This window comes from bacterium, from assembly GCA_021159335.1.
Classification (GTDB): domain Bacteria; phylum UBP14; class UBA6098; order B30-G16; family B30-G16; genus JAGGRZ01.
In genome coordinates this window covers 1-26,703 of sequence record JAGGRZ010000021.1, presented here as the reverse complement: position 1 = coordinate 26,703, position 26,703 = coordinate 1, and the positions used below count along the sequence as shown (strand labels likewise).

Below are 26,703 nucleotides of genomic sequence, written 5' to 3'. Positions count from 1 at the left end.
ACTGCGCAAGAGCCAAACCAACGAAAACAAACAACACCAACGCTTTACCTTTCATCATTCCCCCCTTTGTTTGTTTGGTTTTATAATATTTATATCGATTCCATCGATGATGTCAAGATAAAAACAAAAAATTTAAATCCCAACAACCAAAAATAATTAGTCTGTTGCAGAATTTTATTTAATGAACTATCTTTCGCTGAAGAAAATTTGAACCAAAAAACGAGGAAACCATGCTTCCGAAGTTCTACTTAGCATCCGATTCACCGCGAAGGATAGAGCTTCTTAGTCGGTTGGGGTTGCCGTTTGAGTGTGTTAAGCGAGGGAAAAGCGAGACGCCAGACATATTCACGAGTGACCCAGCGCAATTCGCTCGCCTCCTCGCGATAAAAAAAGTTAAATCAGCGATACTGCCGAAAAATGCTTGTGGAATAGTTCTGGGATTCGACACGATAGTTTACATAGATGGCAAAATTCTTGGAAAACCACGAACCGAAAACGAGGCGAGAAAGTTTTTAAGGATGCTTTCAGGAAAATGGCACACGGTTTACACAGGACTCGCAGCAATGAGTGTGCCCCAAATGAGAATAGAATCCGATGTCGAGTCAACAAGAGTCAAGTTCTCCGAGCTAAGCGATGAGGAGATAGACGCATACATCGCATCCGGGGAACCGATGGACAAGGCTGGAGCTTATGGTATACAAAAATTCGGTGCGCTGCTTGTCGAGAAAGTCGATGGATGCTTTTACAATGTAGTAGGACTGCCCCTTTTGCGCTTGACTAAACTTTTGGAAAAATTTAAAATAGAAAGGTTAACTTTGATAAAGGAGCTTAGTTGAGCGAACTCTCTGAATACATAAAAAAGCTACGCGAGGAAAAAGGGATAACCATCGAGCAAATCTGCGACGAGACAAAAATAAGTCCAAAAGTCCTTTCCGCGCTGGAAAACGACCAGTTCGAGCTCCTGCCCCCGGATGTGTATGTCAGGGGAATACTGAAAACTCTTGCAAATTATTTCGGTGTATCAGCAGATGAGCTTTATCAAAAATTCCTTGAAGCAAAAAAAGAATCACCCAAAAAGGCGAAACAGCCGAAAAGAATAAACATCGTGGGCGATGTGTCAGCTCTTCCGGAGACCGTCGAGGAGCATAAAGTAACCATGCACGATGTCTGGCACTCCCTGCGCGCAGTCCCGGTCATAATATACATTATAGGATTCATAATAATCCTTGCAGGAATAATCATAGTAGTATCAATCAGCCGTAAGGAAACCCCGCCGAGCTACGCCATAGAAGCTGTATCACCCGATACACTAATCTACCACATGGCAAAAGCCCCTTACGACCACGAGATAGCTCAAGAGATACGAATTTCCATAGATAGCGTCAACCCAGCAAGAGCACTCGCGCGAGCTGAATCGCTAACATTCGTCGTCAGGGCAAGAGAACCAGTAGACCTCTATGTGGAAAGGGATTATAAGCTTGCATTCAAGGGCAAACTCGGAACGGGACAAACAAAGGTATGGCGCGTTAAAGACGCTATATACATGGAGTCGAGCAACCCGGGAGCACTAAAAATAAGCGTTAATGGCTTCGACCTCGCCCCCCTTAACATTCCTTACGGACAGCCCATCGACCTGAGGCGCGACAACATTCTCCAGTACATAGAAGGTTATCAACCACTGCCACCCGGTATAAGCTCAGCCTATGGTCAACGGATTGAATCTGCTGCACCAGAGTCGCTAAAAACTCCAAAACCGCCCCCTGAAAAACCTATCAAAAAAAGACGGCCAAAAACGAGAAGGAAGACAACTACAAAAAAGGAAACTCAGCAAAAATCCACCAGACCAAGAATTATACCACCCAAAACCCGCAAAACAATTATTCCACCGCCAAAAGGTGAGTAAAAAATGGAGGGAAAATGAGAGTAGACGAACGAATATTCAAAGCGTACGACATCAGAGGCACCTACCCTGACCAGCTTAACGAGGAAATAGCTTATCTTATCGGTGGTGCCATAGTTAATGTTATCCGCGGTCAATTGATAGCGGTGGGCAGAGATGTCAGGGTCTCATCGCCCGCTCTTGAACGAGCCCTTATCCGCGGAATGACGGATGCCGGCGCTGATGTAGTGATAATGGGCGTTATACCCACAGATGCGATGTATTTCGCCGTCGGAAAGTATGAGTTCGATGGCGGGGTTATGGTTACCGCATCACATAACCCTCCCGAATACAATGGGTTCAAAATATCGCGCGCTCAAGCCATACCTCTCTCAGGCGATGAGGGACTGCCGGAAATAAAACAAATAGTAATGTCGGGCAAGTTCAGAACGGCAAAAACCCCCGGAACTGTTCACTCAAAGGAAATACTCGAGGACTACATAAATCATTGCCTCAGCTTTATCAACATCGATGAGCTTTTACCATTTAAAATCGCCATAGACGCTACAAACGGCGTTGCTGGCATAGTCCTTGAGCGCCTACTTCAATACCTTCCATTCAAGGTTATAAAACTATTTTTTGAACCAGATGGACGATTCCCCAATCACCTTCCCGACCCTATGGACGAGAAAAATCGCGAGGCTTTACGCCAAGCTGTCCTGGAACACAAATGCGATTTCGGCGTTATATTTGATGGTGATGCGGATAGGATGTTTATGGTGGACGAACACGGCGAGTTCATAGGCGGAGACATGATAGTAGCCATGGTAGCAAGGAAAATGCTTTCCATAGAACCCGGGGCAACGATAGTCCACAATCTTATATGCTCGAAAGTAGTGGATGAGATTATAGAAAAATACGGAGGCAAAGCAGTAAGAAGCCGCGTTGGACATGCGTTTCTTAAGCCTCTTATGAGGCAGCACAACGCAATTTTCGGCGGCGAGCATTCCGGTCATTACTTCTTCAGAGACCACTGGTATGCCGACTCAGGCATGATAGCGTTCCTTGTGGCAACCGATGTCCTCTCCCAGGAGGAAAAGAAACCGTCAGAGTTGATAGCGGAAATGGACCATTACTTCCGAAGCGGCGAGATAAACACGAGAGTTTCCGACAGATGGAGAACCATCGAGTGTGTAGCCAAGAAAGTCGAGGAACTCACAGGTCAGAAGGCGGATAGGCTTGATGGTATAACATTTGACTTCGGGGAATGGTGGTTCAACATAAGACCATCAAACACAGAGCCATTGTTAAGACTTAATGTCGAGGCAACATCAAAGGAGCTCATGGAGGAGAAAAGGGACTGGGTACTTGGGATAATCGAAGAATGCAAATAAGTAAGGGGGCGAGATGTGAAGAAATATCTGCCTTATCTTTTGATGTTTATAATTGTCCTCGTTTTATACGGGGACTTCATATTCTCCAATAAAGTTCTTTTCGGCACCGACTTCCTCGATATGGGCTATTATGGAGTAAAACTCTATCGAACTCACATACTGAAATACCATACATTCCCCTTATGGGACCCTTACATTCATGGTGGAATGCCCTTTATAGAAGCCATGCACGGCGCGATATTCTCCCCTCTGATAGCACCCATAAGAATTCTTCTGCCACCACATCGCTCGTTCGGAATTACCATCGTACTCCACATATTTCTCGCAGGGCTTTTTATGTTTCTCCTTCTGCGCCACTACAAGTTGCGAATCGAGGCTGCCATTTTCGGGGCAATAGCATATATGCTCATGCCTGTTATGGTATCCCTTAGCTACGCGGGCCAGGACGGCAAAATATTTGTAATGTCCATGACACCGCTTATGGTGCTACTCCTCGAAAGGGCGCTGAAAAGTCTAAAAATAACGCATTTTGCTTTGTTTTCTGTAGGTTACGCGCTTCTTATTTTTACCGCGCACATGCAGCTCGCATACTTTCTTTCGTGGCTACTTGCCGCGATATTTCTTTTCCGGATAATTCGAATGATAAAAAGCAAAGACGACGGTTTCAAAAAGGCTTCAAAGGCGGTTGTCCTTTTCCTAATATTCCTCATCCTTGGCGTTGGGATAAGCGCCATTCAGCTTATACCGCCGTATCATTATCTCAAGCATTACTCAGTAAGAACCATTCATGTTGAAAAGCGCGGCATAGAGTATTCAAACACATGGCGGCTCAACGCTGAGGACATGGGCTCCATCGTTTTCCCCGATTTCGTCGGCATGAATGTCGGAAAATACAATTCCTATTGGGGAAGAAACTTTTTCAGATTGAATTCTCTTTACTTCGGGCTTATAATCGTAATCCTCGGGCTGCTGGGTTTCTTTTACCTTAAGGAACCGCTTCTTAGGCTATTGGGGGTATTCTCCGCCTTCATTCTAACATACACAATGGGCACCCAGACGCCGCTTTTCTACATTTATTACTATGTCATCCCTGGTGTGAAGAACTTTCGTGCGCCCGAAACCGCTCTTTTTGTGGCTGCATTTTGCTTCTTCGTCTCAGCCGCCTTCACCGTAGACAAGATTTTCTCGCTTGAGGCTAAAAAATCAACGCATAAAAAACATAGTTCTAAAGGACCTGCGGAAACAAAGCTCTGGCGAAATCGACTTCTGTGGGGTGGGTTGGCTGCGACACTACTTTTCGTTATACTTGCCGTCTTCGGCAAACCACTTTGCGAAAGCTGGATAAAAAGCGTTTATAACCCTCAAACAACCAACATTCAATACAAAGTTTCAGCCCTGGCAAGCAACTTTAAAACCTTCCTTAAAAGCTCAGTGCTAAGTCTGGTGTTTTGCTGGATAGGACTGGGCGCGCTTATCATAAAACTTAGGTCGAGCAGCAAATCAAAATTCTTTCCCCTCTTTATAGCTATGCTTTTGATCATACCTACAGCAATCGACTTCTGGCGTATTGATAGACGATTCATAGTAGCGGACGATATAGGCAAATACTTTCCTGAAAACCGCACTGTAAAGTTTTTCGAACAGCGCAGAGAAAAAGAGGGACCATTCAGAGTTTTTGCGCTGCCTAAAACGATGAAATACACTCAGCTCGGTGCGTATGGGATAGATGTGACAACACTTGGCGAATTGCACGGTAACCAACTCCGATGGTATGACGAATTCACAGGACGCCACGAGCAACCGCAATGGCTTTTAGTTTACAGACATTTCTGGGACATACTCAACTTCGAGTATCTGTTGTCTCCGCAGCCTCTCGACACCGAATACATGGATCTAAGCTTTGTTGGGCAAACAGATGCAGGTCTTATATATCGCAACACAATAGCATTCCCGCGAGTTCGCACGTTCCACAAGTGGGAGGTTATGAAACACGAGGATGTCCTAAAAAGAATCAGACATGAAAGCTTTTACAGTGACACATTCGTTAACTATAGAAACACCGTCTTGCTGGAGGAAGACCCGGGATTTCCACAACCTACAATATCGCCCGATTCAGCTCTGTGGTTCATAGGGGTAACGGGGACCATAACCGACTACAAAGAAAACGAGTTCACCGTAAAAACCAATCTTCCATATGACGGAATCCTATTCATATCGCAGAATTGGTATCCGGCCTGGCACGCCGAGGAAAACGGCAAGAAGCTTAAAATAATACGGGCTAACTATTCATTCATTGGGGTTCCTCTTAAGGCTGGTCCTCATGTTATTCATTTCTACTACCACTCACCTCTCGTCAAGAAATCACTTCTGGTTTCCATAGCATCGTCTATAATAGTGTTGATTTGCCTTGTAGTTCCTGCAATTTTTAGGAAAAGGTCGAGAAGCATAAAGCGCGCTTATCAACGAGCAATAGATGGAAAAGCTTAAAAAAATAGGTGTTATAGCAATCCGTTTTGCCATAGCCATCATCATAGCCTACTTCATTTTCAAGCGTCTCGGGACGAGCTGGCGCGAGGTCGCTGATTCATTCGCTGCCGCGCACTACCCAACCATGATTCTTGGCATGTTCATAATAATGGTAAGTTTTCTTATTCCCGCTGTTGCCTGGAGAAAAATTCTTGAGGAGGGATACGGCGTAAGAATTCCATACTTTCAGGCGCTCATCCTTCTCTTCTTGCCTGTGCTGGCAAAATACATTCCTGGAAAGGTGTGGTTCGTGGCGATATTAGCATACCTTGCAAAAAAATACAACATAAGCTCAATGACGGCGTTCACATCAGTTATCTTGCTTCAGGCATGCCTTCTTATAGCATCGCTGATACTCGGTTTCCTCCTGTGCGACTACGGGCAGGGACTCCTTCTATCTCAATGGGGAGCTATATTTGTCGCTTTCCTCGTTCTTTTTATAGTAAATCCCAATATACTAAACTTTATCATATATAATTTTTTAAGGATATTCAGACCAAGCAAACGATACGAATTCCCCACCCTGAGCGGTTGGCGCATAATTTTCACTATTTCAATGTATCTTGCTGGTAAAACAATGGTTGGCTTCGGAATAGCGGTAGCAGCTGCATCAATATATGGCAACTCGATGATAAGTCTTTTCAGAGAAATAACGGGTGCGTTCACGCTTGCTTATTTCCTCGGATACATTTCATTTTTCGTCCCGGCAGGTCTCGGAATTCGTGAGGGTGCGATGGCTGTTCTTCTCCCGTCTTCGATGACTGCAACTCAGAAATCCGTGATTTCTATAGGCTCAAGATTATGGATAACGATAGCCGAGTTGGCTTTTTATGTTTTTATTGTTATATTGTATAGAGCAAAGCGGAAAGATTTCGTTAACGCTGAGGAAAAATAGCAAATAAGGAGGCTTAAGATGAGAAGGACAATTTTTATCATTGGAATAATGGTAGCATTCTTTGCGCTGTCACCGCTTTTAGCCGGCGAAGCCAAAATAGCATATTTCGACTCGGACAGGATTAGAAACGAATGGGACGAGTGGAAAAATGCTCAGGCAAAGTTCGATGAGATAGTCGCCAAATGGCAGGACCAGGCACAGAAAATGGAGGATGAAATAAAGAAAATGCAGGAAGAATATCAGCGACAGGAATTAATGCTTTCCGAGGAAAAGCGAATAGAAAAACAAAGACTCATTCAAGAAAAGCAGCAAAAATACCAGGAGTTTTTGGCTTCAATATTCGGGCAGGGCGGAAAGGCGGACCAGAAAAACCAAGAGCTAACAAAACCACTCTACGAAAAAATAAACCGAGCGCTCACTAACATCGCCAATAAATACGGCTACACCGTTATTTTCGACATAAACGGCAGTAGCATAGCATACATTGACCCATCGTTGGACATAACGGACGAACTTCTGCAAGAACTAAAAACGGAAAAGTAAAAATGAAGCTTAAAGAGTTAGCAGAAAAGCTGGGTTTAAAGTTTAGAGGCGACCCCGAAACAGAAATAGAGCGAGTAGCCTCTCTTGAGAGCGCCGATAAAAAATGCGTGTCCTTTTTCACGAATCCGAGGCTTCTAAAGAAACTTCTCACCACCAAAGCTGGTGCGGTAATAATTTCTGAGAAGGATTGCCCAAAAGATGTTGACTTTGCAGCCATTTTTTCCGAGGATCCCGCAGAGAGTTTCAGGCAGGCTATGATAATTCTTAATCCTCCTAAAAAAACCGAGCCTACCATTTCTGAATTCGCAATCATAGCCGATGAGGCTGAGATAGGAAAAGATGTCCGCATAGAGCCGTTCGTGGTTATAGGAAAGTCAAAAATAGGCGACAGATGTGTCATCCACGCTGGTGTAGTGATTGGCGATGGCGTGGAGATAGGCCATGACTGCGAAATCTATCCCAATGTGGTCATCTACGACGGTATAACCATTGGCAACAGAGTGATAATCCATGCTGGGGCTGTTATAGGCTCTGATGGTTTCGGTTACACTCGCAACAAAAACGGTAGATTCAACAAAATACCTCAGCTTGGCAGCGTGATAATAGAGGATGATGTAGAGATAGGGGCCAATACCACCATAGACCGTGCCACACTGGACAACACTATAATAGGCGCAGGAACCAAAATAGATAACCTCGTTCAAATAGGGCATAATGTTATTATAGGAAAGCACTGTTCCATATCGGGGCAGGCAGGGATAGCTGGAAGCACAAAAATCGGCGACAGAGTCATGATAGGTGGCCAAGCAGGAATATCAGACCACATAGAACTTGGCGACGATGTAACCATATACGCACAATCCGGCGTGGACAAGTCTTTCCCATCGGGGATAACTCTTTTCGGTTCACCAGCACGGCGCGCAAGAGAGACTTTAAAGCAACTCGCTGCTTTAAAAAAGCTGCCCGAAATAATAGATAAGCTTACTAAGAAGCAAAATAAATCGTGATAGGCGAATTTTCTTGATGTGAAGGGGAGCCTTAGTTATTATTTTTAATTGCGAGGATTTTAAAGGAGGGAACATGCGAAGAATAATTTATTCGTTAATTCTGGCTTCGGTTTTAATCCTTATTGGTTGCGAAAAACCTGGGGAGGAAAAAATCGAGCCCACAAGAGACGGCACGAGCTGGACTATAATAAGAACATACACAGAATCGATGCCCGAATTAAGCTGCTGCGCTATAGCGAATAACGGACAGTTCATCATAGCAGGCGCTGCAAGAGGATTTTTCTACATATCAACGGATGCAGGGAGAAGCTGGAAGGAAGATAGCATTATTTACATGGACACTCTTGGCTATGGAATCGAATGCATCGATTTTGCCAACGAAAACCTTGGCCTTCTGGGCGGAAAAGCAAGCCTTTTTAGAACCACCGATGGCGGAAACTCGTGGGAGCCCAAAGCTCTCGATATCATAGGAACTCAAACTATAATGGATATCGAATTTATCGATGAAAACACAGTCTACGCATTAACTGGTTCAAGATTACTTGTCTCAAACGACGGTGGGGCGACATGGACAGAAAAAGAAATTAATCTGGTAAGTGAGCTTACGGTCGCTGCACGAAGAATGGCTTTTGCTGACCGAAATCATGGGATAGTAACCACTTCAGGCGAATGGGTCTTCATTACCTCTGATGGAGGTAATACATGGAATGCCGAATCGCTTGCCCTTGAAAACCCGAGCTTCACGGGTGCGACAGCGATAGATCAGGACCACTACTTCATCTGTGGTGATGGCGGCAAAATAATGAAGCGAACTCTTAGCGAAGACAGCACCGAATGGAAGTGGGTGGAGGTAACCACACCTGTCACGACAGTGCTTAACGACATAGCAATAGTCGGAGATGAAGGAATAGCGGTAGGCGATAATGGCGTGGCAATAATAACGACGGATGGCGGCCAAACTTGGGAAAGGACTTACGACCTTAATGTTTTCGGCTCAATGGAAAGGCTCGATGTTATCCCCAACGCTACACCACCTATATTCGCTGTAGCAGGAAACGACCCTATTCGATATGGTGGTGCTCTAAGAATAGGATACGGCGTGGACAACTGGATTCCCGTAAACTTTGGAACTGCAGTCACACTTCTCGACCTGTATTTCTTCAACACCAACGAAGGCATATTCGTCGGCAAAAAAGCAGGAGTTTACAAAACTTACGACGGAGGATACACCCTAATTCAGAGGAAGGTTCCGACAAGGTATGACATAACTCTCGCCAGCGTATCTTTTGCAACTGCTGACGACGGCGTTATAGTGGGCTCTATGGGCAAAATATTCATTTCACACGATAAAGGCGAGACATGGGAAGAAGTGGATACATCCCACATAACAATTAACGGAGACATAACGAGCCTTAACAAAGTTTTGTTCGTGAATACAAATGTTGCTTACGCAGTGGGAACCAACGGAGCAATACTCAAAACCACTGACCGCGGCGAAAATTGGGAGCAACTTCCCAACGATGTTAACGCTGAACTCTTCGGCATGTACTTCTTCGATGAAAACACTGGATTTGTGGTCGGCAGTGGTGGCACGATACTTAAAACTACCGATGGCGGAAACTCATGGGAATTAATAAATTCGCCCACCCCGGCGGCGTTGCGCTCAATTCAATTCACCTCGAACAGCATTGGCTGGATATGTGGCGACAACACCATTCTTAAAACTACAGACGGCGGCAATACATGGGACGCCTACGAAGTTATACCCAATATATTTGGCTACTTCCGAGACCTTGCATTCGTGTCCAATGAAACTGGCTGGTTGGTGGGAAATTTCGGCTACATAATTCACACTGCTGACGGCGGAGAAACATGGTACAGACAGGCTGAAGGCATGACGGAAAACATCCTTTACGCCATATTTGCCCTCAACGAGAACAACATTTGGGCTGTGGGAGAAAATGGAATAGTAATGAAACTTATTCCCGCCGGGATGGCGGCGAAATAGGGATGACCCCTTTTCTTAAAGAACAATTATCAAAAAAAGCGAAAGCCATAAACGAGTGGCTCGATAGGCTTCTTCCACCCCCGGGAAAAAAGCCAGCTATTCTTCATCAAGCATTGCGATACTGTGTGTTTTCCGGCGGAAAAAGACTGCGACCTTTCATGGTTCTTTCCGCATATGAGTGGGCTGGCGGTGACCAATCCAGCAACGAACTTGAGAAAGTTTACCTCGCCGCTTGCGGAGTAGAAGCCATTCATACCTACTCCCTAATACATGATGACCTCCCCGCTATGGATAACGACGACCTCAGGCGCGGAAAACCTACATGCCACAGAGTTTTCGGTGAATCCATAGCCGTTCTTGCCGGCGATGCGCTTCACGCACTGGCATTCGAGTGGCTGGCGAAAACCGAAAACCCAAAAATACCTCTCGAGGTAGCGCAGGCTATAGGAAGTGATGGACTCGTTGCTGGTCAGGTGATGGACATTCTCATGGAGGGAAGACCTATAGATGAGGAGACAGTGAAATACATACATTCCCATAAGACCGCCGCTCTTTTCGTGGCTTCGGTGCGAATAGGGGCAATGCTCGCGGGCGCGAAAAAAGAGGAACTTGACACTTTAACTAATTATGCATATAATTTTGGTCTGGGATTTCAAATAACTGACGACATTCTTGACATAAAAGGAGAAACGAAAAAACTGGGCAAAAAGGTTGGCGCGGACATAGAGCTCGATAAGGCTACCTACCCGAGAGTAATCGGATTGGATAAGTCCTACGAGCTCGCAAAAAAGCTAATAGAGAAAGCAAAAAGTTCGCTTCCAGATGACCATGATAACAGGGTTTTTATAGAGCTCGCTGACTTCATAATAGAAAGGTCATATTGAAATATGAGCATTCTTGATAGAGTAAATTACCCGGAGGACCTTAAATCGCTGACAGTAAGTGAGCTTGAGCAATTGGCTCGTGAGCTCAGGGAGTACATTATAAATTCCGTATCCAAAACTGGGGGACACCTCGCACCAAATCTGGGAACCATAGAATTAACCATAGCATTACTAAGAGTGTTTGACCTTCCAAAAGACAAGATAATATGGGATGTGGGTCATCAGGCTTACGGCTACAAAATTCTTACTGGAAGGAAAAACAGGTTTCACACATTGCGTCAACTTGGCGGGATATCAGGTTTTCTTAAGCGGGATGAGAGCGAATACGACTTCTGGGGAGCAGGACATGCGAGCACAGCTATATCCGCGGCGCTCGGATTCGCCACTCACCGGGACCTCGCGGGCGAGGACTACAATGTTGTGGCAGTGGTCGGTGATGGTTCTATGACGGGCGGATTAGCATTCGAGGGACTGAACAATGCCGGTGCATCCGAACGAGAGATACTCGTTATACTTAACGACAACGCCATGTCTATCTCACCCAATGTGGGCGCACTGGCTAAATATTTCACTAAATTGGTTGCAAGCCGAACATACCAGAACATTAAATCCTACATCTGGAACCTTACAACTCACCTCGGAGAAATCGGTAAAAAACTCCGTTATGTGGGAAGAAAAATAGACGAAGCCCTGAAAACTCTTATAGTTCCAAACATGTTCTTTGAACAACTTGGATTTGAGTACTACGGTCCCGTGGATGGCCACAACATTCGAATGCTTATCACTATTCTTGAGGAAATAAAACCCATAAAGAAACCTAAACTGCTCCATATATTAACTAAAAAAGGCAAGGGCTATACCCCTGCCGAGAAAGATGCTACCACTTATCATGGATTGGGTAAGTTCAATCCGGAGACTGGTGAACCTATAAAGGTCAAATCAACTCCCACATATACGAAAGTATTCGGCGAAACCATGGTTCAATTTGGCGAGCGATACACGGACTTAGTGGCAATAACCGCTGCCATGGAAACCGGGACCGGACTCGACATGTTCCACAAGAAATTCCCCGAGCGATTTTTCGATGTCGGCATAGCCGAGGGACACGCAATAATATTTGGGGGTGCTATAGCAGCTCAGGGAAGAAGAACTGTTGCAGCTATATACTCCACATTTCTGCAGCGAGCTTACGACCCGATAATACACGACATAGCACTTCAGCGCGTTCCTCTTATAATTGCGCTCGACCGCGCGGGCGTTGTTGGCGAGGACGGACCAACACATCATGGAGTATTCGACATCGCCTACTTAAGACACATTCCGGGCATCGTAGTCACAGCTCCAAAAGACGAACAGGAGCTTAGAGACTTGCTTCTTACCGCGCTCGAACGGTTCGACTCTCCATGGACGATAAGATACCCTCGCGGACAGGGATTAGGCGTTAAATTAAGGGAGCCTATCGTTCTACCTTTCGGAAAGTGGGAGGTAATCTCCGAAGGCGACGGAAAACTCCTGATACTCGCTGTAGGAACAATGGTCAACCCTGCCGTAAAAGCAGTGGAAAAACTCGGTATCAAGGCAACGGTGGTAAACTGTCGGTTCATAAAACCCATGGATGAAAAACTCCTTTCCGACCTCTTGGATTCGCACGAGATAGTGCTAACCGTAGAGGAGGGTTGCGCGATCGGCGGTTTTGGCGAGGGTGTAGCCGCTTTCGCTCAGACCCACGGAGTGCCGAAGGAAAAAGTAGTCATTCACGCAATACCAGACAAATTCATCCTGCACGGGAAGCGTGAGGAACTACTTAAAATTCTCGGACTCGATGCTGATGGAATAGCAAATATAATAACAAAAATTTTTGAAGGCACCGAAGCAAAGCTTAAGGGCAAAAGATGACTCAGAAACAATTTATAATAGTGCTTTTAACCGTTTTTTGGCTTCTTTTGGGAACGACTGCGGCACAGAAAGCCCCTTCAAAGAGAATAAAAGTGCCAGCAACTCCCGGAAAACCAATTCCTGCCGAAAACCAAACCGAACAATTGTCACAGGCGGAAAGAATTTGGAAAGAAGCAAACTCACTCATTTTAGCTGGCGACACGACAAACGCCATAAATTCGCTTTTGACGCTTATAAGAACAGCTCCTGATGACTCACTCGCCAAAAAAGCTATATGGTTTATAGGCGAATATAAGCTATCACATAACGATTTTGATGGTTTGATGCGCATACTCAATGGTTATCCCTCAAAGAGCGCTGAGACAGAATTTCTTCGCGCAAGGGTTCTTGAGATGTCGGGAAGATATGGTGCCGCGCTTAAAAAATACCGTGAAATAGAGGTAATATTCGCCGGCACGAGATGGGAGAATATGGCAGCCAAAGCCGCGCTAAGAGTGGCAAGAAACCTTTAGTTACCGCGCCGCGCAAGAAGCGGACACTAATGGAACATGAAAGTTCTCCTTCACATTTGTTGTGCGCCATGTGCTGCATACCCTGTTGAGTATCTCAAAAAGAAAGGAGTTGAAGTAACGGGATTCTGGTACAATCCAAACATCCACCCATACCTTGAGTACAGAAAGAGATTGCACGAGGTGAGAAGGCTTTCCCGAATTATGGATTTTCCACTTGTCGAAAGAGACATCTACAACCTCGTTCCGTATCTGAGGGCGATAATAAATCGTCCAAAAAATGCTAATCGCTGCGATGTTTGCTATCACTTCAGGTTGACGCAAGCAGCCAGATATGCTGCAGAAGCCAACTTTGACGCTTTCACGACCACCCTTCTTTACAGCAAGTACCAGAGGCATGAATCCATAAAAAGGATTGGAGAGGAATTGGCTGAGAAGTTTGGCACAAAATTTTTCTACGCCGATTTTCGAGAAGGCTGGAGCCGAGGACTGAAACTCTCCCGAAAATTCAAATTATACAGACAACAATATTGCGGGTGCATAATAAGCGAACTCGAAAGATTCTACAAAAATGCCGACCTCGTGCTCGAACACTTCGAATGGAAACCGAGACCCAAAAAATCTGTGGAAACAAAGCAGTAAACACACTATTTTTGTTAAAATAATTTTTAGCATTGCTAACTTGCAGATGGAAGGCAGGAAATGGGAAAGAAGCTAAAATCCGTGGGAATATTCGCTAATCTTAAAAAAGGAAGTGTTCAGAACGCGCTCAAAAGACTAATAGAGAACCTTGGTAACACAGAATATCTTATCGAAGAAAAACTCTCCGAGAAATTTAGGGTGGGACCCAAAGCAAGCATAGAGCAGCTAAGCAAAACAGACATGATAATAGTCCTTGGCGGCGACGGAACTATGCTTCTTGCCGCGAGGCTATTCTCAAAATACGGGGTGCCGCTTCTTGGAGTAAACCTTGGTCGGCTTGGATTTCTTACCGAGCTAATGCCCGATGAATTCTCCGAAGCCATACCTCGCATCGTTGACGGCAACTATGAGATCGAGGAACGCATGATGTTACAGGCTTTCGCACCAAACATCGTGAATGAACCTCTTTGCGGACTGAACGAGGTAACCATAGACAAGGGTGGCTCACCTCGGCTTCTATCGCTTAGTGTAACGGTTTCTTGCAGGCTCGTAAGCCATATAAACGCCGATGGTATAGTTATCGCGACTCCAACGGGGTCGACCGCCTATTCAATGGCTGCGGGCGGTGCTATAATGGCGCCCCACACTGATGCTTTCATCATAACCGCGCTGGCACCCTACACGCTCTCCATAAGACCCCTCGTAGTGGGCAGCAAAGAGATAATAGAAATCGAATACAAAACCCACGATAAGGAAAACCTCCCTCACCTTACTGTAGATGGTCAGGTTTGTTTCATACTGGGCGAAAGCGGAAAGGTCATAGTGAAAAGGTCCGAATATAAGGCAAAGCTGGTCAGCTATCACAAACGCACTTTCTACGATGTCCTTCGAACGAAATTAGGCTGGGGACCTCCCCCGCTAACAAGCTTTTGATAAAATATTCATGCAAAATTAGGTCTCCCCAAACCCGTTTTACTCGATAAATAGCAAAGCCAACTTTTTATGCCTAAGTTTCTCGCTGTAAAGCCAAAATTTGACTTGTGAAATTTCTGCTAATGCTGATTTTTAACCTAATGCGCAAAAATAGCAATAATAGCGCGGGATTTTCTTCGAAAAAGGAGAAGTAAAGCGATGAACGACCAGAAAACGGCGATAAAAGCGCGAGGACTGAGGAAAACATTCGGCAGCGTTGTCGCAGTGGACGGGATAGACATCGATGTTAGGGCAGGGGAAATCTACGGATTCCTTGGACCCAATGGCGCGGGAAAAACAACAACGATAAAGCTTCTTACCGGTGTCCTGACCCCCGATGAAGGGGAAATAGAGATACTCGGCGAAAACCTGCACGACAACGAGCTCGCTATAAAAAGGCAAATAGGGGTTGTCCCCGATGAACCCCCAAAGTTGCCATACATAAAAGGGCGAGAATTTATAGAATTCATAGCCTCGATATACAGATGCGACAAAAGTTGCTGGCACAGGCTTGACGAGCTTTGCGAACTTCTAAAAATTGACTATCTTGATGGTTTTATTGACGATTATTCGCACGGGATGCGACAGAAGCTTATCGTGGCTTCAGTCTTGATGCGCAAGCCGAAAGTGCTTTTTTTGGACGAGCCAACGACGGGGCTTGACCCGTATAGTGCTCGTGGTTTGAAGATGATTCTTCGACGCATGGCTGACGAAGGCGCTGCTATATTCTTCACCACGCATATCCTCGAAATCGCAGAGAAAATATGCGATAGAATAAGCGTTATTCTTTCAGGGAAAATAGTTGCCACAGGGTCTATGGATGAGCTAAGGGAAAAGGCGGGCGTGTCAGGTGACCTTGAGCAAGTATTCATGCAGATAACTGGCGCAGACGAAGACGAAATAGCAAGAATAGTCGATGCATTATGAGAGAATTCTGGCTCATAACAAAATTAAGGATAAAGTCATTTTTGCGTGGTTTGCTTCGCACGAGGTCATCGAATGTGGCGATATTGTCTCTCGCGGTAGTCGCCATTTTTGGAATGTTTGCCGCGTTCATGTCCATGTATATCCCGCTTTTTATGGGACTAAGCAAAATATCAACACAGGCTGCCGCCACATCTTTCACAACTCTTATGCTCGTTGTGGCAGTAATGTTCCTGATTCAGCTCACGCCAACCATTTCAAACGAAATTTTTGCGCCCGGCGGAGCGATACATTTTTTCGTATACCTGCCTGTAAAAAGAAGCGTGCTTATCGCATCATCGCTGATAAACTCGTGCGTGTCCGCATTTTTCCCACTTATAATATTTATCGCCATCGCAGCTGCTTACTTAATTGCTTGCCCAACCATCGAGGCGTTAATCGGGATTCTGGCTATCTTTTTCCTGCTCGTGGGAATATCGTTTCTCTCATCCAATGTGCTTTTAAGTTTAGGGCAGCGCGGCAGAACCTCACGGATGGCAAAGTGGGCATTAATGATTAATGTAGTTATATATTTCCTTATCTGGTCTACTGTTACCAAATACATTGGCAGCAACTCCGAATCCGCTCTTAAAGGTCTTGCTGAGCAGCTAATATCAAAGGAGACAAGCGTTATTGGCAGACTTTCTGCCATCGTTACAGACCCGTTGTGGGCATTTATTTCTTTGGGAATTGGCTTTTCTGTGCTCGCACTAAGCGTCAGGATGGCAAATAGTGTCGAGATATCCACCAGCGTTTCTTCCATAAGAGTTCGGGAGCGAAAACGCGCAAAAATAAAGTGGTCCCTGCATAAGTCACCTTTTTTATTCCGCGATTCGGTAGCAGCAATCCGCGACGGTCAAAATTTCTTGTTAATCTTCGGGCCAGCTATATTCCTCGCCATAATGAGTATAGCAATGCCTAACAGGGCGAAAATGGCTTCCATAATGTGGGGTGGAATGATAGCTGTTCAATATGTAGCGCTTATAAGCGCAAAACTTTTCTCGCTGGACACGAAAGCACGAGACCTCTTATGTGCGGCTCCGGTCGTATGGCGCAAAGTCATCATCCAGCGAGCACTGCTTCTGACATCCGTCGTAGCCATAACGCTTATTATCGCGGGATTAATAGTGCAGGAACTCTTAATGCACCCTATATTAACTGTTCAGGCTCAGGCTACGCTTATTATATGTATTTTCTGGGTCTCTTTGTGGGGACAATGGCGATGGCTTACCCACCCTCAACGGGATGCAATACCTCCAAAACAAGCGCTCGGTTTGGTGATGATACTTTACTACATCGTTGTAAGTTTACTTCTCGGGGCAGCGAGCCTGCCACTACTCAAAAGCGAGGGAATACCATATCTAAAAGTCTTCAACGCCGTTGCATGGCTTTCCGTGCTTGCTGCTTTCTTGCTTGCCGGAATTAGCGTTCTGAAGCTTAGGGAGGACAAGATAAAGTATTGGCTCGAAAGGTGAAGGCAAAGCACCGCGAACAACACATTTTGCAAACAAACTTTGAGCCTCTTTTACCCTTGCAATGCTTCCTGACCCTGATAACTTAAGATATGGCGAGAAAAACGATAACCAAGCGCGCTGAAATAGCAGGGCGAAAGCTTTTGATAAAAATCTATGGGTTATTCCAGCCAAAACAAGTTTTCTCATCCATCCCATCTTGCTACAAGCCTCGTAGGATTTTATTTCTGCGGCACGACAGAATAGGCGACATGGCTGTTACAATCCCTTTTTTTCGCGCTATAAAGCGCAAGCTGCCCGATGCCGATATAGGCATATTAGTATCCTTACGCAACAAGATTTTACTTCGTTATGAGCCCGATTATCATCTTATAACCTACCGTAAACGCCCCGACCTGTTTTTCCGCTCGCTTTGGGAGGTGTTCCGTTGGCATCCCGATGTGGTCGTGGACTTGCAGCTAAAGGAATCGGTAACATCAACGACATTCGCCATAGCAAGCCGTGCCAAGTGGCGCGTGAGAATCAAAAGAGATGTAAAGCTGCCGTTTAATGTTTATGTCGATGTTGGCGAATTCTGGCACATTCAGGATGAGATGAGGGCACTTTTTTCCGCGATAGCCCCGATAGATATCGATGAAGTTCCGAAAAGCATAATGCTATCCGAGCGTGAGCGCAAATTCGCAGAGGATTTTTTCTCAAAAGTTAGCGCGCCCAAAGAAAAACTCATTGGACTTAACATTTCAGCAGGATTCGCCGTTCGGATGCTCTCGGCTGAGGACAACAAAAGAATAGCGAGCCACATTCTTCGCCGCGGATTCGTGCCCGTAATACTTTACGAGCCAAGAGATGCCAAAATTGCCCGTGAAATTTGCGATGCGGTTCGCGGAGCATACCTTGGTCCACTTTGCCCAGACATACTTCACGCAGCGGCGATAATCGAAAAGCTTAACCTCATCGTTACGCCCGATACATCCGTTGTGCACATAGCCTCGGGATTCGGCGTGCCCACGCTTGCGCTGTATACCGCCAACGAGTGGAACAGAAGAAGATGGTTGCCATGGGGAGTTAAGTATCGCTGGGTCGCATCAACAGATTACGACTCACTCGCCGGGATAAATATAGATGATATCCTGACAAAATTCGATGAATTAATAATCGAACTTAATCTATAAAAACCTGACAATTTACTTTCTAATTTCAGCATTAAATATCCTGCACAGTTCTTTTACCACAGCCTCGAACCGCTCGTTGACTTCCTTGTCGGTAAGTGTTCTCTCTTTTCCACGGAACACAAAATAGATGCCGATGGATTTTTTACCCGCAGGAATCGGCTTGCCCTCATAGACATCAAAAATTCCCACTTCTTCGGCGTCTTTTGCGAGTTCCTTAGCCCTTGCCAAAACCGTTTGCGCCCGAACCTGTGAGTCGAGTATCAACGCAACATCGCGTCTCGTCGCAGGGAATCGCGAGAATCGCTTATACTGGCTTACTCTTGTAAAGTACGGAAGAAGCGGTCCGACCTCAACCAGCCCGAAGTGCACATCACGACGAAGTTCAAACTTCTCCCAAAGATTTTTTCGAAGTGTTCCAACAAAGCCAATGCTTTTACCCTCAGCAATAAGCTCAAGGGCGGTTCCATCCTCTGCAAAGGGCAAATTTGCCTCCACAAAGTGATACTGAATTCCCAGCTTTCGAAGTATTGACTCAATCGTGCCTTTCACATCAAAAAGGTCAATAGGCTCGTCCTTGCTCCACCATGCTATGGGGTTGCGCATTCCGCCACACGCTAAGGCAAGGTAAAGTTCCTCCTCGTATTGCTCTTTCGCTGCGTAGCCGTAGTCGATCTCAAAAAGCCTGACGGACCGCATCCCTCTGTTAAGGTTTCTTGCCGTCGCAGCTATAAGTGTTGGTAGCGGGTTCGGACGCATAACCGAAAGGTCCTCGGAAAGCGGGTTAACAAGCTCCACAAGCGGTTTTTGCGCGAAAAGTTCAAAGATTTCGCGCCTTCCAAGAGGGTCTGTGAGGGCATCAAAATAGCCAAGTCCCACAAGTAGGTCGGATAGCAACCGTTTCAGACGCAGTATATCCGGCACTTCGACATGAATAAGCCCTTTGGCTTTGAATGAGGGCTGAATTTTTTCAAGTTTGTATATTCGCGCGACCTCTTCAACGAGGTCAACCTCGCGAGTAAGGTCCGGTCTGAATGTGGGCACCCGGAAGGTTATTCCGCCTGCGTTTTCAGCTGCTATGTCAAGCCCGAGGCACACGAGAATTTTTCGCGATTCCTCCCTTGGAACCTTTACACCAAGCAATCGTTCAACCTTTTTGTCCGTCAGCGTGACCAATGCGGGTTCCACTGGTGTGGGGTAAATATCGACAGTTTTGTATATCTTTTTTGCTTCTGCTATGTCCTGCGCAAGCTTTGCTACAATGTCGGACACTACTGGTGGAGCTTGGGGGTCAGTTCCGCGCTCAAACCGTATAGCTGATTCGGTGCTAAGCTCAAGAAGCTTTCTTGCCCGCCTCACGCTGGCAGGTTTAAAATACGCCACCTCGACAATTATGTTTTTGGTTGATTCGTCCACCTCCGTCTCCAGACCACCCATAACTCCAGCTATGGCAACAGGCTTTTTGTCGTCAGCTATTACCATTATCTCCTGCGATAGCGTGCGTTTTTCCCCTTCAAGCGTTGTTATCGTTTCGCTATCGCGAGCCTGCCTGACCACTATCTTTTTTCCAAGCTTATCCGCATCGAAGGCGTGAATAGGCTGTCCGGTCAGCATCATAACATAATTGGTTATGTCAACGATATTGTTTATTGGTCGCATACCAAGCATGGCCAGTTTTCCCGCAAGCCAGGGTGGCGAGTCGGCAACGGTAACACCTTCTATGAGTCGCCCGGTGTATCGCGGACAGTTCTCGGTGCGTATTTCCACATCTACATCGCCAAAACCCTCAAGAACATTTCTTGGCCGAGGGATTACTGGTTCCCAGGGTTTTCCAGTTATCGCAGCTATTTCCCTTGCCAAGCCCCAATGACCATAGCAATCGGGTCGATTCGGTGTTATTTCGAGTTCGAATATAATATCCTCGTATCCGAGAAGCCTTGCCACATCCTCGCCAAGCTTTGTGTCAGGTGGGAGATGATATAGCCTGTCTTTCGGTGCGCCGAGTCCCAGCTCGACCCCTGAACATACCATGCCCTCGCTTTTCACGCCGTCTATCTCGATTATACCTATCTTTTTTTCTCCAAAAATTTTTGCGCCAGGTTTGGCAAAGGCGACCGATATAGCTTTTTGGGCGAGTGGCGCGCCTGTTATTGTTTGATAATTTTTTTCGCCGTCGAAGACTGTGCAAACCGAGAGACCTTCCCGGGGTGTGTTTGTCTTTATTTCCGTTATTTTGGCAGCTACCACGCCAGATATCCACTCCGAGGGTCTTATTATCGACTCCACTTCTGTTCCCGTCATCGTTAGCTCGTGGGCGAGCTGTTCCGGTGTGAGCTCGAACTCGATTAGCTCACGAAGCATGTTATACGAAGCCCGCATTCCAATCCCCTTGATTTTTATTGCTACAAATAATAATTGCAAAATAAACCCTTATCAAATAATATTTGACTATGAACCACAGGCTTCGCATACAGCGGTTCCGACCGAGGGCACGAGGACCGTTCAAATTAAAGACCGCATTGCTTTTTCTGTTCTGGGGCATAGTATTGGGTATAATTATACCAGGACTCCTTTTGACCTTGGCTTACATTCTTTACGCGCCGGAGCTTCCCGACCCGCGGGTTCTTGAGGAATACAGACCTCCGATAGTAAGCAGAGTTTATTCCGCTGACGGTGAACTTCTCGCCGAGTTCGCAGGTGAGAAGAGAATTTGGGTATCACTTGATGATGTCTCTCCGTGCTTCATAAAAGCACTTCTGTCCACTGAGGATAGGAATTTTTATCATCATTGGGGAATAGACCTAAAGCGTATTTTTGGTGCGTTAATAGCGAATATAAGGGCAGGAAGGATTATTCAGGGCGGAAGCACGATAACTCAACAGCTCGCAAGAGACCTTTTCCTGACAAGACAAAAGATACTCACGCGAAAGATAAAAGAAGCACTAACAGCTATAAGGCTTGAGCACAGGTATACCAAGTATGAAATCCTTGAACTATACATTAATCAAAGCTACATGGGCAAGGGGTGTTATGGCGTTCAGGCAGCGGCACAAACATTTTTCGGCAAGGATGCGTCGGAGCTGGGACCTGCTGAAGCTGCGTTTCTGGTGGGTTTGCTTAGGGCACCGTCATACTATCTCAGAGACCCAAGAAGAGCTGTCAGGCGCCGAAACCTCGTTTTAAAGCTTATGGCGAAAAGTGATGTAATGAAAGATGTGTGTCCTATAGATAATCTGGATTCACTTCTTGCCCTGCCTTTCGTTATGCCTAAAAAAGTTCGCGGTGAAAGCTGGAAAGCCCCCTACTTCGTGGACTTCGTCAGGAGAAAAGTTGCGGCAAAGTTTGGCGAGGATGTTCTCTACTCCGGGGGTATAACGATTTATACGACTCTCAACTATAAACTTCAAAAGGTAGCAGAGGACACACTTCGCGGCAGGTTGCGGATGCTTCAGCGGCGAGTCGAGGTGCTTCATCATCCCGACGACCCAGAATACACCATGATGGTTTACGATAGCACAACTGGTGATTCGGTTCGCGTATGGAAGCAGATAAACGGTGCGGTATTCGCGGTTCAGAATGGGACGGGACGGATTCTCGTTATGGTGGGCGGAAAGGACTTTAAACAAAGCCAGTTTAACAGAGTAACGCAGGCTATAAGACAGCCAGGCTCGGCTTTTAAGCCGTTTGTATATACTGCTGCTATCGATAACGGCATGCAGCCGTGTGATTGGATAGACGATGTTCCCGGAGTCTGGCCCAAGGCTGATGGTGGAGAATGGCGCCCTGAGAACTACGATAGAAAGTATCTTGGCAAGATAACTCTTCGCGAGGCGTTGGCGCATTCGCGGAATTTAGCGTCAGTAAGACTTTGTGAGATGGTAGGTCCTAAAACTGTTGTCCAATATGCCCATAGAATGGGGATAACAACTTTTCTTGACCCGGTTCTATCTATAACAATGGGTTCAAGTGGTGTGAAATTGTGGGATATAGTCACAGCTTTCTCCGTTTTCCCGAATCAGGGTGTGAAAATAACCCCTGTAGCGATAGATAGAATAGTCGATCGCGATGGTGCGATTATCTATCGCGAACAGCCAGAGAAAAAGGAGGTCCTGAGCAAGGGAACGGCTTATGTCATGGTATCAATGCTTCAAAGCGTTATAGACTTTGGCACCGGACACGCTGCGAGGCTGTTTGGATTTCTACATCCTGCAGGCGGCAAAACTGGAACAACGAACGACTACACAGATGCTTGGTTCATTGGGTTCACCAAGGACATGACGGCGGGAGTAAGGGTTGGTTTCGACGATATGACATCTATAGGGGAAGGTATAACAGGGTCCCGCGGCGCACTGCCTATATGGACGAAGCTTATGATAGCAGCTCATCCTACATCGCCCACCGAGAAGGATAGTTTCGACATACCGTATGGAGAGGTGGTGTTCCTCGACATTTGCCGTGTCTCACACAAGCTTGCTACCAAGCGTTGCCCAGTGCTTCATGAGGTGTTTCTGCGCAAAAACCCGGTGCCTCACGAATACTGTGATCTTACTCACACTCCCGAGGACACATTGCGCGAGAAGATGTTCTATCAACCACCAACTGAAAGCATTCCTCCTGCCAATATCGACCAGGTGGGTCCAAAAAGGAAAAAGCGGAAAGGACTGTAAAATACCATTTTCTGCGCCGATAAAACCTGTCGTCTAAAGTCCTCAGGCTTTTTATGTGCTTCTTGCTGGCAGTCTCCCTTTAACCAGCATGTCCTACTTTTCGGTTTCTGTGGCAGTTTTTGCGCCGACTTTACTCCTCTTCTTCCGCCAGCTTGTCTCGATTATCATCTCAGCAGCCAGAAGAAGAAGCGCAAGCACCAGCAATGGTCGCGCAAGCTCAACGCCAAATTTGGTCTGAAGAACCTGCTTTTCGATGTTCCCTTCCGAGTTTAACCAAACCACATTTATTCGTTTTTTCTCGGCGGGGGTAAGAGGTTCAAGGTTGCTCTCCTCTGTATTCACATTAGCCGCGAACGCTGAGATAGTGTCGTTCCCCGCTACTATCCAGTATATTCCTGCCTTTGGAAGGTTATCGATTATTACTGTTGCTTTCCCGCCCAAGAAGCGCGGAGCAACAAATTTCGCTCGCCCGTCGGGAAAGATGACTTTAAGCGGCTCGTCGGATTCGTAGTCCTCGAGAGTTTTCAAGCCATTTCCGCCCACCATGTAGCCCACATCGAAAGCTGCGACATCGGACGCCAAATATTGGCAACTCCTGTGAACGAACGGCACGAAAAAGCCCGATAGGATAAGGTTTCCCCACGATGGCTCGGGGCTAAACCCGCAAAGCAATACTCGTCCATCCCCGAGATTAACCTCGGACATCGCTGGCATATCGTTGGCAAAGTGAAGAATCGTGTTGCCTTCATAGGGAACAATCCTGACGATTTTTTTGAAGCCGGCATCCGGGACACCAGTCTCAGCGAAAACGGAAAGTATTGGATGACCAAAGTCAGCTTTGCCGAATCCGACCATGGCAAGCGATGCAGTATCGCCGACAACATCGAGGCTAAGCTGTGGTGAGAATTTCGAAAGAATTTGCTTTAATTTCTCGGAATTTTGCGCAGAAGGTTCGTCAGGCATAACAACAAGTCCACCGCCGCCTGAAACGAATGCCCTAAGCCTTCCAAGGGCTATGTCCGTTGGACTTTTGGGACCTATGTATATCACGATGTCGAATTCCTCGAGGTTTTTTTGTCCGAGTTGTGACTCACTGACCTCTGAAATTTTAAAGAACTTCGACTCTCCCTCTGGAGCGAGCGCCAGCTTTATGTATTGCCTTAACTCAGGGCGACCAACAATAAGCACGCGCACCTGTTTCGGTATCTTAAATGTGAAGTATCGCCTGTTATCCACGAGTGGATTGTCCTCACTTATGGCAGCATACCCCCAGTGCAACCCGCCTCTTTCCACCTGAGCTGAGAGCTTTACATCTATGCTTGCACCAGGGGGAAGTGTTACCGTTGTCTGCGACTTCTTCTCCCCGTCGACAACGAGCCAGCAAAGAAGATTTTCAGCGGGTTTTTTGCCGTAATTGGTAAGTCTTACAGATAGCTCGAAAGGTGTTCCTATCTCAAGAAACTGTGCAGGAAATTCCACTTTAGTTATGGCGCGATTATCGGTTCTATCAGGCGAAAACGGGAAAACATAAACTCTCATATTGTCAGGATGGTGAATGACTCCTTTTCGCCAGCCGATTGCGCAATCGTCGGTGAGCAGATATATCTCGTAATTCGGTGCATGGTAGTCCCCAAGAATTTTTACAGCATCTTCCACGGCTTTTGAGATATTTGTGCCCTCGTCAGAGATGGTTACAGTATCTATTATTGCGGACAGGTTAGCAAAAAATCGGCTCGGCTTGGGCGTTAGCCATCGCACTTTTTCAGAAAATGTTGCTACGGCGGCAGCATCGCCCTCGCGCAGGGTGCTAAGAATCTTTTTCGCGACCGATTTCTCGTGTGCGAATACATCGGCGCTGCCGAGAGTGGCTGATGTTGAGTAGGAATTATCAATTAGTATTGCCACGGCTGTTCTCTCGTGCGCACCTACCCCTCCGAAATGAACACCTTTTATTGCTGGTCGTGTGAACGCCGCTGCGATAAAGAACACGGCTAAAGTCCTTATGATTAATAAGATCCATTGGCGAAGTTTTATTCTTCTCATCCTTTTGCGCTGTATCTCCTCGAGGAATCTCAGGTCCGAAAACGGTTGTTTTTTCAGTTTTCTGCGCGAGAAGAGATGTATGAGTATCGGCAACGCAGCAAGCGAAAGAAGCGGCAGCAAATATGAATTGATGAATGTTAACATAGTTTATTCCAGATTAAAGAATTTCTTCCATTCCTTTATTTCTTCTTTTGAGCTCGGCGGAGGCGGTTTTTCTGCTTCTGTCTCCGCCGTTTTCGACCCCAAAGATATTAGTTTTGCGAATCTTTCGCAACTCATAGTTTGCGCACCAGCCTGCCTGCATGCTCTTATAACCTCTTTGTCAGACGAAACCACAGTTATTTGGCGTGGATTTTCGGCTTTCTGAACCATTAGGATGATGTACTGGTCGGCGTCGCGTGTTCTGGTAGCGTAAGTAACCTTTGCGCGTCTGCCTTTGACTCGCTTGTTGGTAACCGTGCCTTTAACGGAGCTGTCGAGAACTATTTCAGCATTTATCGAGGGATGTCTCGCAATGTAGGCGTCAACAGCATTAACCAGTTCCGCCACTCTGCCCCGTTCATGTGGTTGTAGAAAAAAGCTATCTTGAGTGAAGATAAAATTGTGTCCATCAATCAGGTATTTCATTCTTTATTTTCTTTATTATTTCTGATGTTGAATAGCCCTCTACAAGTGGTATTCTCTCCACTTTTCCGCCCCATCCCATTACTTCTTTTGCTCCTACTATCTCGTCTATCTCGTAATCAGCGCCTTTAACAAGAATGTCGGGTCGAATAGCAAGAATTAGCTTTATGGGCGTTGGCTCATCGAAAGGTATCACAGCATCAACGAAGTAAAAGCACGCAAGGACATACATTCTTCCCTCAAGGTCTATTATCGGTCTTCCCGCGCCTTTAAGCCCTCTAACGCTTTTGTCGGAGTTAACACCCACCACGAGGAAGTCGCCAAGCTGACGAGCTTTGTACAAGTATTCGCAGTGCCCACAATGAACTATGTCGAAGCAACCGTTGGTAAAAACTATTTTTTTGCCCTGTTCGCGCAGGCGCGAAAGCACCACCTTTAAGTCATCAACATTTCGATAAATTTTTCCCTCTGGTGAATCCATAATTCCTCGCAAATTCCATTGTAATAATATAATGTTTTTTTAGATAAATGGTATTTTAGCTTGTGAAAAGTTAACTTTTTTGACATAAATTTCTGTAAACCGTTCTTTTCAAAAGGAGGTCTATAATAG

Annotated in this window: 21 protein-coding genes; 17 read left to right on the top strand and 4 right to left on the bottom strand. The window is 46.0% G+C overall.

What is annotated here, in order from left to right:
• The first annotated feature begins 230 nt into the window (after positions 1 to 230).
• The 16 genes from maf to J7J62_01345 all read left to right on the top strand — a co-directional run bounded on the left by maf (position 231) and on the right by J7J62_01345 (position 18,762).
• Positions 231 to 836, top strand: a complete 606-nt coding sequence (gene maf, locus J7J62_01420) for a septum formation protein Maf (GenBank protein ID MCD6123819.1) — start codon at positions 231 to 233, stop codon at positions 834 to 836.
• The gene (locus J7J62_01415; protein ID MCD6123818.1) at positions 833 to 1,903 is read left to right on the top strand and encodes a helix-turn-helix domain-containing protein; all 1,071 of its coding nucleotides are present in this window, start codon (positions 833 to 835) and stop codon (positions 1,901 to 1,903) included. Before maf ends, J7J62_01415 begins: the two co-directional genes overlap by 4 nt.
• Positions 1,904 to 1,917: 14 nt before the next feature.
• Positions 1,918 to 3,273, top strand: coding sequence for a phosphomannomutase/phosphoglucomutase (locus J7J62_01410; protein MCD6123817.1), 1,356 nt, complete (start codon positions 1,918 to 1,920; stop codon positions 3,271 to 3,273).
• 15 nt (positions 3,274 to 3,288) lie between these two features.
• Positions 3,289 to 5,760, top strand: a complete 2,472-nt coding sequence (locus J7J62_01405; protein MCD6123816.1) for a YfhO family protein — start codon at positions 3,289 to 3,291, stop codon at positions 5,758 to 5,760.
• On the top strand, positions 5,747 to 6,694 hold the full coding sequence (locus tag J7J62_01400) for a flippase-like domain-containing protein (GenBank protein MCD6123815.1): 948 nt from the start codon (positions 5,747 to 5,749) through the stop codon (positions 6,692 to 6,694). Before J7J62_01405 ends, J7J62_01400 begins: the two co-directional genes overlap by 14 nt.
• Before the next feature lie 18 nt (positions 6,695 to 6,712).
• Positions 6,713 to 7,237 (top strand): OmpH family outer membrane protein, encoded by a 525-nt coding sequence (locus J7J62_01395; GenBank protein ID MCD6123814.1) that lies wholly within the window; start codon positions 6,713 to 6,715, stop codon positions 7,235 to 7,237.
• 2 nt (positions 7,238 to 7,239) lie between these two features.
• Positions 7,240 to 8,244 (top strand): UDP-3-O-(3-hydroxymyristoyl)glucosamine N-acyltransferase, encoded by a 1,005-nt coding sequence (gene lpxD, locus J7J62_01390; GenBank protein MCD6123813.1) that lies wholly within the window; start codon positions 7,240 to 7,242, stop codon positions 8,242 to 8,244.
• A gap of 73 nt (positions 8,245 to 8,317) precedes the next feature.
• The gene (locus J7J62_01385; GenBank protein MCD6123812.1) at positions 8,318 to 10,252 is read left to right on the top strand and encodes a hypothetical protein; all 1,935 of its coding nucleotides are present in this window, start codon (positions 8,318 to 8,320) and stop codon (positions 10,250 to 10,252) included.
• Between the two features lie 2 nt (positions 10,253 to 10,254).
• Positions 10,255 to 11,136 carry a polyprenyl synthetase family protein gene (locus tag J7J62_01380; protein ID MCD6123811.1) on the top strand — a complete coding sequence of 294 codons (882 nt, stop codon included), beginning with the start codon at positions 10,255 to 10,257 and terminating at the stop codon, positions 11,134 to 11,136.
• Between the two features lie 3 nt (positions 11,137 to 11,139).
• Positions 11,140 to 13,032 carry a 1-deoxy-D-xylulose-5-phosphate synthase gene (locus tag J7J62_01375; protein ID MCD6123810.1) on the top strand — a complete coding sequence of 631 codons (1,893 nt, stop codon included), beginning with the start codon at positions 11,140 to 11,142 and terminating at the stop codon, positions 13,030 to 13,032.
• The gene (locus J7J62_01370) at positions 13,029 to 13,544 is read left to right on the top strand and encodes a hypothetical protein (protein ID MCD6123809.1); all 516 of its coding nucleotides are present in this window, start codon (positions 13,029 to 13,031) and stop codon (positions 13,542 to 13,544) included. The genes J7J62_01375 and J7J62_01370 overlap by 4 nt, the downstream gene beginning before the upstream one ends.
• 36 nt (positions 13,545 to 13,580) lie before the next feature.
• Entirely contained in the window at positions 13,581 to 14,183 is a 603-nt protein-coding gene (locus tag J7J62_01365; protein ID MCD6123808.1) for an epoxyqueuosine reductase QueH, read from the top strand.
• A gap of 60 nt (positions 14,184 to 14,243) precedes the next feature.
• Complete coding sequence (locus tag J7J62_01360; protein ID MCD6123807.1) at positions 14,244 to 15,116, top strand: NAD(+)/NADH kinase; 873 nt, start codon at positions 14,244 to 14,246, stop codon at positions 15,114 to 15,116.
• Between the two features lie 198 nt (positions 15,117 to 15,314).
• Positions 15,315 to 16,082 (top strand): ABC transporter ATP-binding protein, encoded by a 768-nt coding sequence (locus tag J7J62_01355; GenBank protein MCD6123806.1) that lies wholly within the window; start codon positions 15,315 to 15,317, stop codon positions 16,080 to 16,082.
• Positions 16,079 to 17,593 (top strand): hypothetical protein, encoded by a 1,515-nt coding sequence (locus J7J62_01350; GenBank protein MCD6123805.1) that lies wholly within the window; start codon positions 16,079 to 16,081, stop codon positions 17,591 to 17,593. Before J7J62_01355 ends, J7J62_01350 begins: the two co-directional genes overlap by 4 nt.
• An 89-nt stretch (positions 17,594 to 17,682) precedes the next feature.
• Positions 17,683 to 18,762, top strand: coding sequence for a glycosyltransferase family 9 protein (locus J7J62_01345; GenBank protein ID MCD6123804.1), 1,080 nt, complete (start codon positions 17,683 to 17,685; stop codon positions 18,760 to 18,762).
• A gap of 12 nt (positions 18,763 to 18,774) precedes the next feature.
• Here J7J62_01345 and J7J62_01340 read toward each other — a convergent pair whose 3' ends face one another.
• Complete coding sequence (locus J7J62_01340) at positions 18,775 to 21,138, bottom strand: phenylalanine--tRNA ligase subunit beta (protein ID MCD6123803.1); 2,364 nt, start codon at positions 21,136 to 21,138, stop codon at positions 18,775 to 18,777.
• Between the two features lie 71 nt (positions 21,139 to 21,209).
• Between J7J62_01340 and J7J62_01335 the strand changes: the two genes are divergently transcribed.
• Positions 21,210 to 23,426: a PBP1A family penicillin-binding protein gene (locus J7J62_01335; GenBank protein MCD6123802.1), complete on the top strand. Its 2,217-nt coding sequence runs from the start codon at positions 21,210 to 21,212 to the stop codon at positions 23,424 to 23,426.
• A 93-nt stretch (positions 23,427 to 23,519) separates the two neighbouring features.
• Here the strand turns inward: J7J62_01335 and J7J62_01330 are convergent, their stop codons facing one another.
• Genes J7J62_01330 through rfaE2 form a run of 3 tightly spaced genes read right to left on the bottom strand, consistent with a single transcriptional unit; the run spans position 23,520 to position 26,574 of the window.
• Complete coding sequence (locus J7J62_01330) at positions 23,520 to 25,613, bottom strand: BatA and WFA domain-containing protein (protein ID MCD6123801.1); 2,094 nt, start codon at positions 25,611 to 25,613, stop codon at positions 23,520 to 23,522.
• Positions 25,614 to 25,616: 3 nt separating this feature from the next.
• Positions 25,617 to 26,096: an NYN domain-containing protein gene (locus J7J62_01325; GenBank protein MCD6123800.1), complete on the bottom strand. Its 480-nt coding sequence runs from the start codon at positions 26,094 to 26,096 to the stop codon at positions 25,617 to 25,619.
• A complete protein-coding gene (gene rfaE2, locus J7J62_01320; GenBank protein MCD6123799.1) occupies positions 26,080 to 26,574 on the bottom strand; it encodes a D-glycero-beta-D-manno-heptose 1-phosphate adenylyltransferase in 495 nt (164 codons plus the stop codon). Before rfaE2 ends, J7J62_01325 begins: the two co-directional genes overlap by 17 nt.
• Positions 26,575 to 26,703 lie beyond the last annotated feature (129 nt).